The sequence below is a fragment of the Rhodococcus sp. P4_B6 genome, from assembly GCF_056402215.1.
This window is the reverse complement of the sequence record NZ_JBFUHV010000015.1, coordinates 103331-116470: the sequence shown is the minus strand read 5'-3', so window position 1 is coordinate 116470 and position 13140 is coordinate 103331. Positions and strand designations below refer to the sequence as shown.

At 67.0% G+C, this 13140-nt stretch carries 11 protein-coding genes; 5 read left to right on the top strand and 6 right to left on the bottom strand.

All coding sequences use genetic code 11. From position 1 onward, the window contains the following. The first annotated feature begins 238 nt into the window (after positions 1 to 238). On the top strand, positions 239 to 1543 hold the full coding sequence (locus AC1DWT_RS10370; protein ID WP_477920408.1) for an MFS transporter: 1305 nt from the start codon (positions 239 to 241) through the stop codon (positions 1541 to 1543). 53 nt (positions 1544 to 1596) lie between these two features. After that, positions 1597 to 2691, top strand: a complete 1095-nt coding sequence (locus AC1DWT_RS10365) for a CaiB/BaiF CoA transferase family protein (protein ID WP_206014080.1) — start codon at positions 1597 to 1599, stop codon at positions 2689 to 2691. Positions 2692 to 3065: 374 nt separating this feature from the next. Here the strand turns inward: AC1DWT_RS10365 and AC1DWT_RS10360 are convergent, their stop codons facing one another. The 4 genes from AC1DWT_RS10360 to AC1DWT_RS10345 all read right to left on the bottom strand — a co-directional run bounded on the left by AC1DWT_RS10360 (position 3066) and on the right by AC1DWT_RS10345 (position 7028). Next, positions 3066 to 3452, bottom strand: coding sequence for a hypothetical protein (locus AC1DWT_RS10360; RefSeq protein ID WP_257890969.1), 387 nt, complete (start codon positions 3450 to 3452; stop codon positions 3066 to 3068). A 211-nt stretch (positions 3453 to 3663) separates the two neighbouring features. Then, positions 3664 to 5280, bottom strand: coding sequence for an amidohydrolase (locus tag AC1DWT_RS10355; protein WP_206014081.1), 1617 nt, complete (start codon positions 5278 to 5280; stop codon positions 3664 to 3666). Continuing rightward, positions 5281 to 6774 (bottom strand): sodium:solute symporter family protein, encoded by a 1494-nt coding sequence (locus tag AC1DWT_RS10350; RefSeq protein ID WP_206014082.1) that lies wholly within the window; start codon positions 6772 to 6774, stop codon positions 5281 to 5283. It lies immediately after the preceding gene. Beyond that, a complete protein-coding gene (locus tag AC1DWT_RS10345; protein WP_072942478.1) occupies positions 6771 to 7028 on the bottom strand; it encodes a DUF3311 domain-containing protein in 258 nt (85 codons plus the stop codon). The genes AC1DWT_RS10350 and AC1DWT_RS10345 overlap by 4 nt, the downstream gene beginning before the upstream one ends. Before the next feature lie 176 nt (positions 7029 to 7204). Between AC1DWT_RS10345 and AC1DWT_RS10340 the strand changes: the two genes are divergently transcribed. After that, positions 7205 to 8386: a PucR family transcriptional regulator gene (locus tag AC1DWT_RS10340; RefSeq protein ID WP_206014083.1), complete on the top strand. Its 1182-nt coding sequence runs from the start codon at positions 7205 to 7207 to the stop codon at positions 8384 to 8386. A 5-nt stretch (positions 8387 to 8391) separates the two neighbouring features. On the opposite strand, the gene AC1DWT_RS10335 is transcribed toward AC1DWT_RS10340, so the two are convergent. Continuing rightward, the gene (locus tag AC1DWT_RS10335; protein ID WP_095865370.1) at positions 8392 to 9147 is read right to left on the bottom strand and encodes a sulfite exporter TauE/SafE family protein; all 756 of its coding nucleotides are present in this window, start codon (positions 9145 to 9147) and stop codon (positions 8392 to 8394) included. A gap of 163 nt (positions 9148 to 9310) precedes the next feature. Next, on the bottom strand, positions 9311 to 11119 hold the full coding sequence (gene xsc / locus AC1DWT_RS10330) for a sulfoacetaldehyde acetyltransferase (RefSeq protein ID WP_095865371.1): 1809 nt from the start codon (positions 11117 to 11119) through the stop codon (positions 9311 to 9313). 198 nt (positions 11120 to 11317) lie between these two features. Here xsc and AC1DWT_RS10325 point away from each other — a divergent pair, with 198 nt between their 5' ends. Next, a complete protein-coding gene (locus AC1DWT_RS10325) occupies positions 11318 to 12151 on the top strand; it encodes an IclR family transcriptional regulator (protein WP_072942490.1) in 834 nt (277 codons plus the stop codon). A 10-nt stretch (positions 12152 to 12161) separates the two neighbouring features. Continuing rightward, the gene (locus tag AC1DWT_RS10320) at positions 12162 to 13130 is read left to right on the top strand and encodes an AAA family ATPase (RefSeq protein WP_072942491.1); all 969 of its coding nucleotides are present in this window, start codon (positions 12162 to 12164) and stop codon (positions 13128 to 13130) included. The last annotated feature ends 10 nt before the right edge of the window (positions 13131 to 13140 follow it).

Below are 13140 nucleotides of genomic sequence, written 5' to 3'. Positions count from 1 at the left end.
CACAACGTGATACGGATACAAGCTGCGACAGGCAGCGAAACCTACCCCAGCCGGCGCTGGAAGTAATTACCTCAGAAGCCGAAGCCGCAGAGAGACAAAGCCAATCGGGCACTACCCGATCCCAGCCAACGCCAGCCTGATCGCCCATGACGACCTTGCGGGAATCCGCGTTAGACCCGCCGTCCTGCGGCCGGGAGATGAGTCCCGCGGCAAGGCCTGGGGTTTCACCGGGTTATTGATGTTTCTGTACATGATCAACTGGGCCGACAAGGCCGTGTTCGGGATCATCGCACAACCGGTCGCCAAGGAATTCGGGCTCACTTCCGCCCAGATCGGTCTGATCGGCAGCGCTTTCTTCCTCACCTTCACCATCGGCGGATTGTTCGCCGGCCTGCTCAACAAGTGGATGTCACTGCGCTGGGCCCTGGTACTGCTGTCCGTCGGTTGGGCCGTGTCGATGGTTCCGCTCGTCGTGGTGGCCGGCTTCGCGATGGTGCTGATCAGCCGAATGTTCCTCGGCTTGACCGAAGGACCGTCAAGCGCCCTCGTCCACACCGGCGTGTACTCGTGGCACCCCACCGAGAAGCGGTCGTTCCCCTCGGCATGTATCAGTGTGTCGGGTTCACTGGCGAAGGTCCTGTTCGCTCCCGCGCTCGCAGTGGTCGCAACCAACTGGGGCTGGCGCGCAGCGGTCCTCACCCTTGCTGCCGTCGGCGTCATCTGGTGTGGTGCCTGGCTGCTTCTCTGGAGAGAAGGCCCCTACGGGGGACGCTCTTCCGCGGCCGACGATCCCGCGAACGACGCCGCCACCCCGGACACCACCACCACGCGCGTCCCGTGGGTCACAATTTTCCGGACACCGACATTCCTGGGCGGCGCTGCGGCAGTCTTCTCCATGTATGCCGTCTCCACCGTCATCCTCACCTGGCTGCCCTCATACTTCGAAGTCGGACTGGGGTACACGCGGGTCCAGGCCGGCGCCATGTTCGGCATTCCCAGCATTGCCGTGTTCGTGATCCTGCTGCTGACCACGTCCATCGGCGACCGACTCCTCGTCCGAGGCGCCAGCTCACGCGTCATCCGGGGAATCGTGCCGAGCATCGGGATCCTCCTGTGCGGGCTGGCACTGGTCACGCTGCCCTACATCCACACCCCGGTCATCGCCGTCGTCCTGGTTTCCCTCGGCTATGGACTCGGCGCCATCGCCTTCCCCCTGCTGAACTCGGGACTGTCCGAAATCTGTCCACCACGGCAGGTTGCCGGTGCACTGGGTATCTTCCTGGCCATCATGTCCCTCGGCGGCCTCTTCGCCCCCTACCTCATGGGACGACTCGTCGATGCGGCACCAGACGCTGCAACCGGCTACGCCTCGGCCTTCCAAATCCTCGGCATCATCAACCTCGTCTGCGCCGTCATCGCACTTCTCACGGATCTTCGGATCCTCCCGATCCGAAGATCCACCCCGCGCGATGTTTGCCGAAAACGACCGGGCAGGAACTCCGTGACCACCCCTTGCCCTCACGCAACCCCCACCGTTCGCTGAACATTTAGCGCACCACAACAGATTCCATCCCCAGAGAAGCAGAGGAAGCATTCATGGCGACCACCACCGGAAACGGACCTCTCATCGGTGTTCGCATCGTCGAACTCGCGGGCATCGGTCCCGGCCCGCACGCTGCGACGTTGCTCGCCGACCTCGGCGCGGACGTGGTCCGCGTACAACGGGCCGGTCTGCTGCCGACTGTCGGGCAGCGCCGCGACCAGACCCAGCGCGGCCGCCGCGTCGTGGAAGCGAACCTCAAAGATCCTGCCGGGATCGAGCTCGTCCTCGGCCTCATCGAGCGGGCAGACGTGCTCATCGAAGGCTTCCGCCCCGGCGTCACCGAGCGCTTGGGCCTGGGACCGGACGTCGCACTGGCGCACAATCCGCGCCTGGTCTACGGCCGGATGACCGGCTGGGGACAGGCAGGTCCGCTCGCGCAGGCGGCCGGCCACGACATCAACTACATCTCGCTGACCGGTGTGCTGCACGCGATCGGCAGGAAGGGGGAGCGCCCGGTGCCGCCGCTGAACATGGTCGGCGATTTCGGCGGCGGCTCGATGTTCCTGGTGTTCGGCATCCTCGCTGCGCTGATCGAACGGCACACATCAGGCAAGGGTCAGGTCGTCGACGCGGCCATGGTCGACGGCACCCTGGCGTTGTCGCACATGATGTGGAGCTTCCGCGGCATGGGCCGGTGGTCGGACGAGCGCGGGGTGAACATGCTCGACACCGGTGCACCGTACTACGACACCTACGAGACCGCGGACGGCCGGTACATGGCCGTCGGTGCGGTGGAGCCGCAGTTCTACGCACTGCTGCTGGAGGGCCTGGGTCTGGACCCGGCCGACCTGCCGGCCCAGAACGACCGGAGCGGCTGGCCGCAGGTGCAGAAACTGTTCGCCGAGGTGTTCCTCACCAGGACCCGCGACGAGTGGGCGGCGATCTTCGACGGCACCGACGCCTGCGCCACACCGGTGCTGACCTTCGCCGAGGCACCGCGGAACCCGCACATCGCAGCCCGCGGCTCCCTCATCGAACTGGACGGGGTCACCCAGCACCGGCCCGCGCCGCGATTCTCCCGCAGCGAGCCCGGCCTTCCCGGCGCCCCCGCTACCGAAGCAGTCGTCGCCGCCACGCTGTGGCACTGAAGGGTGACGACCCGAGAATCGGCAATTAGTCCAGAGACAGGGTCTCTCGGCTTACCGGATCCGGAAGAGGTCGGCGTCCGCCCAGCTCGCCCTGCAGAGCGAAAATCGGGCTTACCTGCGATTTCACCAAGGTGCTGCATAAGTGTTTATACGACAGCCACCCGCACCCCATGAGCGTGTTGTGTTCAACAAGTCAATCAGAGCGCACTGCTTTAGAGATGCTCAGCTCAAGGGCAGTGAGACAGGCGTGTGCGCAGATAACGACGTCCACCACAATCGCCGGTTCGACCCAGCGCACGATCCCGTGGCCTCCGCTGCCGCGGCATCGGTTCCGAGCGGGCTGGTGCGGCGTTCGAGCGTGGCCTGCTTCTCCTTCAGCTGGCGGCGCACCGCCATCGTGAGCCCAGTCCCGCCATTGCCACGTAGCGAAGAACGCCCTGGTCATCGCATGCTCCGAGGACGAGGGAGCCGACCATGTTCCGCTGCGCACCCCCGCCCGCGATCCAACCAACAATCAAGCAAGAGCTCCTCGTGCGAAGGAGAACCTTCCGCCACGACCGAGTGCGCTGACCCGGCGGATAGGGCGACCCCACCCGTGTGAAAACCGCGCCCTCCATCCCGGAATTTCTGGCGGCCTCCAGAATGACGGCACCGTCCGCTCCTTCCCAGTGCGGCAAGATCTGCACGGGCACGCCGACCCCGGGCAGCGCGTGACCGAGGTCGGAGAGAGCTGCACGGCGCTCCAGATACGGCGCCGCCATCAAATCGGAACCGTCGGCAGAGAGAACGTCGAACGGAAGGTAGGTGACCGGCCCCTGACCGCCGCCGAGAGGCGGCACCCGTCGTACTTCATTTCCGCCGCCCAGTCGCCGCTCAGTGCCTCCGGGAGCTCCCGGAGCTTCCGCCGGCAACGGGAACCCGCCCTCACCTGATCGGCGAGGACGGGTTCCAGTTCCATTGCAGCTGAATCACTTACACCCGGGCTGGGTGCATGTCTGCCGCTTCTCCGTCGATCATCACCATTGCCGGACGGGGTATGTCGACGGTGCCGTCTCCGAGATCGCCGAGGCTGCCGTCGAACGCCACCAGGTCCGCGCGACGGCCGGCGGTCAGGCTGCCGACGCGAGTCTCGTCGTGGACCAGGTACGCGCTGTCGACGGTCATGGCCCGGATCGCGCGATCCACTCCGATCCGCTGGTTCCCGCCGAGCACGGTGCCGCCCTGTGTCATCCGGGTGACCGCGGTGCGGATGGTCGCCAGCGGGTCCATCGGCGTGATCGGACAGTCCGAATGCAGCCCGAATCGCAGACCCAGTTCGTCGGCGCAGGCCAGGGGATCCATGTCGGCGGCCCGCTCGGCGCCGAGGAAGCGGTCGCGGTGGCGATCGCCCCAGTAGAAGACGTGGTTGACGAAGAAACTCACCCCGAGTTCGGCTTCCCGGATCGCGGCCAGGTCGCTCGGTGCGCTCACCTGGCAGTGTTCGATGCGGTGCCGTCCCACCCGGCCGTCGGTGGCCTGCGCCCGCCGCAGCGACGTGATCGCGGCGCCGACGGCGGCGTCGCCGTTGGCGTGCACGGCGACCTGACCACCCGCGCGGTGCACCCGCAGGATCATCTCGTCGAGTTGCTCCTGCGGGTAGAGCAGGTCGCCGTGATGACCGGGGTCGCAGGCGTACGGGGCGCGGAGTGCGGCGGACAGTCCCTGGATCGATCCGTCGGCCCAGAATTTCGCGCCGGCCAGCCGGAAGTGCGCTCCGGCCGCGGGTGCGTGCTCGAACGTGACTCCCCGGTCGTCGACGGCCTGCAGCGCGAGGTCGCCGCGGAGGAACCCGACGACGTGGACCGGTAGCTCACCCGATACGTCCAGTGAGCGGTAGGCGGCCAGCTCCTGCTCGCCCGCCGACAGACCCACCCCGAGATCGTGGATCGTGGTGATTCCCCGTGCCCGCGCCGACAGCAGGCTGCGGAGCAAGGCACCGTTGACCTCCTGCTCGGTCAGCGCGGGAACCGCCGCGGTGAGCCTCGACACCGCATCGATTTCCCACGCCATCCCGGTCAGCCGGCCGTCGTCCCCGCGGGGGAAGAGCGGGTCGTCCATCGGCACCGTCGACTCGTCGATGCCCGCCGCCGCGAGTGCGGCGGTGTTGGCGACGGCGAAGTGCCCGCAGATGTGCAGCACGATGACCGGCCTGTCGATGCTGACCGCGTCGAGATCCGTCCGCGTCGGGTGCCGTCCCTCGGCGATCTGGGTGTCGTCGTAACCCCACCCCCGGATCCAGCCGCTGCCGCCGGCCGAGGCACGCAGCGCCTGCTGAATGTCGGCGATCGACCGGCACGGTGGCGTCCGGCAGTCCGCCCAACCGTCGGTGAGACCGGCGTACGTGGGGTGGATGTGCGACTCGATGAGTCCCGGGATCACCGTGGCGCCGGGCAGGTCGACGCGGCGGGCGCCGATCCCGGCGCAGTCGGCCATGTCCTTCCTGGTGCCGGTCGCGAGCACGCGGTCGCCGGCTATGACCAGCGCTTCGACGGTCGGCGACGACGGGTCCTGGGTGTGGATCGCATCGGCGGTGAGCAGTGTTCGGGACATTCAGGCACCTACTTGGCTGGGAGTGGCCGTGGATTTCACGGCGGCGGGTGTGCGACCTTCGGTGCGAAGGCCGCGGACGGGGTCGGTGGCCGGCCAGAACAACCGCGTCGCCACCACGAACAGGATGTTGAGGACCAGTGCGGCCGCGCCGAGGTTGACACCGTGCTCGGCGAGCCACACGGACACGGGGCCGTGCTTGTCGAGATACAGCCACAGCACCACGACGTCACCGAGCACCACGCCCATCGCGAGGGCGGAGGGGCGCAGTTTCCAGCCGAAGACCATCGTCGCGAACACCACGGCGGCCTGTGTGACGCCGTAGTACGCGGTGTTGACCAGGGTCAGCAGGAGCTGAGGGGTCGCGAGGGTGAGCAGGAGCGAGATCGCCAGATACGCCACGACGACTCCGCGTACCCAGATCCGTTGGCGGGATTCGGGGATCCCGGGAATGATGTTGCGCGACACGATCGCACCGATACCGAGGGCCGCCCCGCACAGCACCACGATCGCGCAGAGGGCCGCGCCGCCCGCGACGACGCCGGTCAGCCACTCGGGCAACAGTTGTCGCGACAACTGCAGGAGCACCTGGTCGGATTCCGTGCCCTCGAGCTTGGTCGGCAGCAGCGTGATCGCCCCGAAGGCGGCGGCGACGAGGAACGGGTACATGAGCATGTACAGGGGATTGAACTTGGCGACCCGCTTGATCGTCGCCTCGGACTTCGCCGCGAGCACGGCCTGCACGATGATCGGGAAGATGAAGAACCCCACCGATTGGAACACGATGGTCGTCAGGACGAACGTCAGCGACGACCCGGTGACCGTGGAGTGCGAGGCCGAGCCGCCACCACTGGCTGCCGCCGCGGCGAACAGCTTCTCGGTGCCACCGGTCTCGATCACTGCCGCCAGTCCGATCAGGACGGCGCCGAGCAGCAGGGCGGTGTCCTTGACGTAGGACACGAATGCGGGGGCGCGCACCCCGGACAGCATGAGGAACAGCAGCGCGAGTGCCGCTCCCGCGAACACCGCGACGGTGGGATCGATGGAGATCCCCAGCCCGGTGAGCGCGATCTGCAGACCGGCGAGCTGAAGCTGCCCCCACGGGATGAGGAATACGACCGACGCTATAGCGATCGTCAATTCCAGTCCCCGCGACCGGAAGTGGCGTCCGGCCACATCGGGCAACGTCATGGCGCCGTACCGCTTGCCCGCCCGCCACAGGTAGGGCGCGAAGAAGTACCCGATCGGGTAGGCCAGCAGGATGTACCCGATGAACCAGACGCCGTAGCTCGCGCCGTGCGCGTACACGCCGCCGGGGAACCCGATCAGGGTGCCGATGCTGTACGCCTCACCCGCCCCCAGGATGAAGACCAGCAGCGGACCGAACGACCGGCCACCCACCAGGTAGTCGGAGATCTCCTTCTTGCTGCCGCGCCGCGACAGCACGCCCGCCCCGAGGGCGAGGATCAGCACGAGCGTGAAGAACGCCGCGGTCATGACTGTTCTCCGATCCCACTGCCCGCAGCGGCGGATTCGGCACGTTCGGCAGCTTCGAAGTCTTTGCGGTCGAATAGCTTCCAGGCGAGATGGAGGCACAGCGAGGTGAGCGGCATCCACAGGAACAACCACGCGAACAGGATCGGAACTCCGAAGACCGCGGCCGTGGATCCGGACAGGACCACGATGCCGCCCAGAACCCCGGCGAACGGGACACCTATCGCGAGTAAGGCGCTTTTTGCCTCGTTGGACATGATTGTTGGGCTCCTATTCTGACTGCGTCGACCGGCGTCGCGGTGTGGTCCGGTGCCTGGCGACGTGCACTCTGGCACTAGTGTGGTCCGAGTCACTCCCCGCGGGCCATGGGCGAATCCCGGAAAACGCCGAAGCGGTTCGTGAATTTCACGGGAGTGTGGAATGCGAGGGGAAAGTGCCCGAGTCCGCGGGTGAAGACACGATCCAGCGGTTGTGCCGGCAGGTCTCGGAGGAGATCGAGTCGGTAACCGACCGATCGGTGCGTCAGATCCGTGCCGAGTTGCAGTCGTACGCTGCCGTTCCGATCGATGAACAGCACGAGTACATCGCCCGGCAGCTCGCGGCGACGTTGCGCGCCCTCGCGGAGTGCGAACCCCTCGCCGACGACGTCCTCGAGCGTTCACGTCAGCTCGGCCGGCGCCGGGCAATGCAGGGATTACCACTGTCCGACGTCATCGAGACGTACCACATCGCGTCCCGCGAACTATGGAACACGATGGTCGCCAGAGCGGCCGAACCGACAACCGACCTGTTGCGTGCAGGCGGCATGATGTGGGATCTCGTCCACACCGCCACCAGCGCGGTCGCCGTCGGACACACGGACGCGACCCGAAGCGAACAGACCATCCGCGCGGGCGTGCGGTACCGGTTCTTCGAGGCACTCGCAAGGTCCCCCGACGGAGACGACCGTGATGTGCGCGAGCTGGCGGAGGCGCTCGGGTTCACACCGCAACACGGGTTTCGAGCGGTGTGCGTCGCCGCGGAGGAATGGTCGGAAGCGCAGCTCGAACGGCTGCAACGCACCCTCGACACGATCCCGGGCACCACTCAATGCAGCGGGCACGGCACCGTCATCGTCGCCCTGAGCCAGCACGCACCGGTCGAAGACATCATCCGCGAGGTCCGCCTCAGCCACCCGGGCACCACCGTCGGTGTCGGATTGGACCGCCCCGGCCTGGCCGGAGCGGCGATGAGCATCACCGACGCGCGGCGGGTCCTGCAACTGGCCTCGCCCACCGGCGCCGTGGTCCGATTCGCCGACGAATGGGTCGCCGCGACGCTGGCAGATCATCGCGCCGAACTCACCACGCTGTTGGAACCCGGGGCCACCGTCGCCGCCGACCACCCCCACCTCGTCGAGGCGGTGTCGGCCTTCGCCCGCAACGGCTTCTCCATCAGCGCGGCCGGCCGGGACATCCACCTCCACGCGAACTCGATCACCTACCGACTCGACCGCTGGCAGCAGCTGACCGGCTGGGATCCCCGAACCCTCGACGGCCTGCAGCGCTCGGTGCTGAGTCTCGGACTGTTCCACCGCGATTCGGGCGACACGACCTCCGACACCGCAGGGGAGTAGCAGCTCTACCGCAACGCCACCTGCACGAGGACGGCGGCGCCGAGGAAGCCGAGCAGCCACAGCACGCGCTGGCGGACCTGGTGGGCGGTGGTGCGGTCGAACATCCATTTCCCCGCGGCGGCGCCGAGCATGCAGAGCGGTGTGAACAGGGCGATCTGTGCGAGGACGGGCAGCGTGAGGAGGCCGCCGGCGGCCGATCCCGCCGCGCCGAAGGCGTCGATGACGAGGAAGAACACGACGAGCGAGGCGCGTCCGGCGGCCACGTGGGTGGACGCGGAGAAGTACATGAGGACGGCGGGCGGGCCGCCGAGGGCGAAGCCGCCGTTGAGGAGTCCGGACGCCATTCCCGTCGCGGCGGTGACACCGGGGCCCGGCAGCGACTGCCGGTCGGGGACGGCGGCCATGGCGACGGCGGATCCGATGATGGCGGCACCGAGCAGTACGCGCACCAGGTCACCGGACAGTTGCGTGAGCGCCCACATGCCGACCGGCATTCCGATCAGGGTGCCTGCGAACAACCAGCGCAACGACTTCCAGTGCACCTGTCGCCACACCTGGGGCAGCATCGCGGCGCTGGCGACGACCTCGAGGACGAACACGGTGGGAATCACGGACGTCGGCGGGAGCAGGACGACGAGTCCGGCGACCCACACCATCGCACCACCGAAACCCCCGAAGCCGCGTACGACGCCACCGGCCACCACGATGCCGAGGGCGAAGAGGAGGGCGGGCAGCGACAGATCCCACACCGTTGCCGCCATACCCTGTTGCTCCGCTTCCGTTCGTCGTGGTCTCCGTCAGAAGTGTGGGGGTCGCGGCGGTAAAGCGACAGGTCCAGACCGCGTCGAATCGTCGGTACCAGGACCGCACGGGACGTGGCCCCCGGCGTGATCGCCGGAGGCCACGTGCTGGCAGCGGTTGGATTTACACGTAATCCTTGTACTTGTCGAGCAGGCGAACCGGCTTCGACAGGGCGTCGCGGCGGAAGGGGTCGCCGAGTTCGCGGGTGCACATGATCTCGATGACCGTGGTCTTGCCCTCGTTCATCTGTGCGGCGACCGCGCGCTGCAGCGCGGGACCCACCTCTTCGAGTTTGTCGACGACGATGCCCTCGGCACCCATCGCCTGCGCGATTCCGGCGAAGGATTCGCTCTCGAGCTCACCGGCGACGAAGCGGCGGTTGTAGAAGTCGACCTGGTTCTTCTTCTCCGCGCCCCACTGCCGGTTGTGGAACACGACCGCCGTGACGGGGATGTCGTGCCGGACGGCCGTCATGACCTCGCCCAGGCTCATGCCCCAGGCGCCGTCGCCTGCGTAGGCGATGGCGGGCCGTTCCGGTGCCGCGGCCTTCGCGCCGATGACGGTCGGCAGTGCGTAACCGCAGTTGCCGAAGCTCATCGGGGCGAGGAAGCTGCGCGGCTTCTCGAAGCGGAGGTAGCTGTTGGCGACGGAGTTGATGTTGCCGATGTCGGTGGAGACCATCACGTCCTCCGGCATCGCCTTCTCCAGCTCACGCAGCACCTGACGCGGGTGCAGCCAGTTGCCGTCCTCGCCTTCCTGTTCGGCGATCATGTCGAGGCTGAACGGGTCGCGCTCGTGGGTCCACTCGTCGAGTTCCTTCTCCCACGCCGCCTTCTCGGCGTCGATCTTCTTGCTGCGCTCCTCTCGGTTGGCATCACACGCGAGGGCCTTGCCCTCGAGCCGCTCGGTGAGCGCGACGGCAGCGGCCTTCGCGTCGCCGCAGATTCCGACGGAGACCTTCTTGACCAGGCCGAGCATCTTGTGGTCGGCGTCGATCTGGATGATCTTGGCGTTCTTCGGCCAGTAGTCCATCCCGTGCTGCGGGAGGGTGCCGAAGGGGCCGAGGCGGGTGCCGAGGGCGAGCACGACGTCGGCCTGGCTGATCAGCTTCATCGCGGCCTTCGAGCCCTGGTAGCCGAGCGGTCCGGTCCACAGCGGGTGGCTGGCGGGGAACGAGTCGTTGTGCAGGTAGCTGTTGACGACGGGGGCACCGAGACGCTCGGCGAGCGCCTTGCACTCGTCGACGCCGTCGGCCATCACCACGCCGCCGCCGGAGACGATGACCGGGAACTTGGCCTGCGCCAGCAGTTCCGCCGCCTCGTTCAGGCTCTTCTCCCCGCCGGGGCCACGATCGAGGCGGGTGGGCTGCGGGATCTCCGTCTCGATTTCGCCGTAGAAGAAGTCGCGGGGAATGTTGAGCTGCGTGGGGCCCATCTCGGACATCGCACGGTCGAAGCAGCGGCCGGTGAACTCGGCCATGCGCTTGGGGTTGTTGACGTGGCCCTGGTACTTCGTGAACTCCTGGAACATCGGCAGCTGGTTGGCTTCCTGGAAGCCGCCCAGGCCCGTTCCCATGGTGCCGGCCTCGGGGGTGACGATGACGACGGGACTGTGCGCCCAGAATGCGGCGGCGATCGCCGTGACGCAGTTGCTGATGCCTGGGCCGTTCTGCCCGATGACCATGCCGTGACGTCCGCTGACCCGGGCATATCCGTCAGCCATGTGTCCGGCGCCCTGCTCGTGCACGACTGGGACGAGCCGGATTCCGGCGGGAGCGAAGATGTCCATCGCGTCCATGAAGGCCGATCCCATGATGCCGAACATGTCGGTTACGCCGTTCGCGACCATCGTCTCGACGAACGCCTCCGACGGTGTCATCTTCTGTACGCCGGAAACAGCGGTGCGATCGGCACCGTTCTTCTTCTTGGTCATGTGTGATCCTCCTTCAGGGGCGCGCCGGAACCGGCCGAGAATGTCAAAAATCGGAACGTTTCGTTCGTGATTTTGTGATCTGCAGTGACAGTAGGCCACGTCACACGGTTCGTCAATGAATGTTCCTAAAACCGGAACCAGATGTATGATTTTTCGATACATGATGCGAATGCGTCGCCGTTCTGCCTAGGAGGAACCGTGGGTGAGATTCACCGGATCGACGAGTCGAACGGACACCCGACGACGGAGCTACCCGGAGACACACCGACGCTCCGCCTGTTCGCGCTGCTCGAGATGATCGCGTCCAAGGACCAGCTGTTCACGTTGCAGGGGCTCGTCGAAGAGACGGGCATGGCCAAGCCGACCCTGCACCGCATGCTGCAGCAACTCGAGGGGGCCGGACTCCTCACCCGGCAGAACAACGGCAGGCACTACGGCACCGGTGTGCGCCTGCGCCGCTTCGCCGAGAACCTGCTGCTCAACGACACCCACCACGGGGCGCGGCACGCCATCCTCCGCAACCTCGTCGCCGAACTCGGCGAGAGCTGCAACGTCACCACCCTGTCGGGTAGCGAGGTGGTGTACCTCGACCGCGTGGAAACCTCCGAACCCCTTCGGTTTACACTCCATGCGGGGTCGCGGGTGCCCGCGCACTGCTCGGCGAGCGGCAAGATGATCCTGTCGCAACTCAGCCCCGCGCAGCGCCGGCGACTCCTCGGGCGGATGCCGCTCGAGCGGTACACCAACAAGACGGTCACCGACGTCGAACTCATCGAGACCGAACTCAAGCAGGTCCGCCGCGACGGCTACGCCATCGACGACGAGGAGTTCCTGCCCGGCCTCGTGTGCGCCGCGGTGCTCGTCCCCTGCGCCACAGGTAATTCCAATCTCTGCATCGCAGTCCAGGCCCCGGTCATGCGACTCACCCCCGACAAGGCGCTCAAACTGCTACCCGCGTTGCGGCGGGCCGCCGACGCCATCGGTGAGATCGAGAACGAGGTCCAGGACGACGGAACGGCAGACCTGAACTGAAGGAGGGCGCATGCCCGAAATGACCACTGCGGCACCCAGCCACGTGCTCTCCGCGCGTGAGCTGTTCGGACTCGACACCGACCTGACGGTTCGGGCCTTCCGGGAACCGGTCGACCACGTCCCCGACGTCGACCACGCGTACCGGTTCGATCACGCGGTGACCACCGCCCTGCTCGCCGGGTTCGACCGTAACCGCCGGGTGATGGTGCAGGGACTGCACGGCACCGGCAAATCCACGCACATCGAGCAGGTCGCGGCGAGGCTCAACTGGCCGTGCGTGCGGGTCAACCTCGACGGCCACCTCAGCCGGCTGGACCTGATCGGCAGGGACGCGGTCGTGTTGCGAGACGGCAAGCAGGTCACCGAATTCCAGGAAGGCATCCTGCCCTGGGCGCTGCAGCGTCCCGTCGCCCTCATCCTCGACGAGTACGACGCCGGCCGCCCCGACGTCATGTTCGTCATCCAGCGCCTCCTCGAACGCGACGGCAAACTCACCCTGCTCGACCAGAACCGGGTGCTGTCTCCGCATCCGGCGTTCCGGTTGTTCGCCACCGCCAACACGGTCGGACTGGGCAACCTCAACGGGATGTATCACGGTGCGCAGCGGCTCAATCACGCGCAGATCGACCGCTGGAACATCGTCGCGACGCTCGATCATCTCCCCGCGGAACAGGAGATCGAGATCGTGTCCGCGCGGGTGCCGTCCGTGGGGCGGTCGCTGATCGCGTCGATGGTGGCCGTGGCGAATCTGACCCGCAACGGTTTCCGGCTCGGCGACCTGTCGACGCTGATGTCGCCGCGCACGGTGATCACTTGGGCCGAGAACATCGAGATCTTCCACGACCCGGCGCTGGCATTCCGGTTGTCGTTCGTCAACAAGTGCGACGAGGCCGAGCGGCCCATCGTCGCCGAGTACTTCCAGCGATGCTTCGACGAGGAACCCGAGTGGTCGGCGATGCTCGCGGCGAGCACGGCCTGAGCGGGCGGTC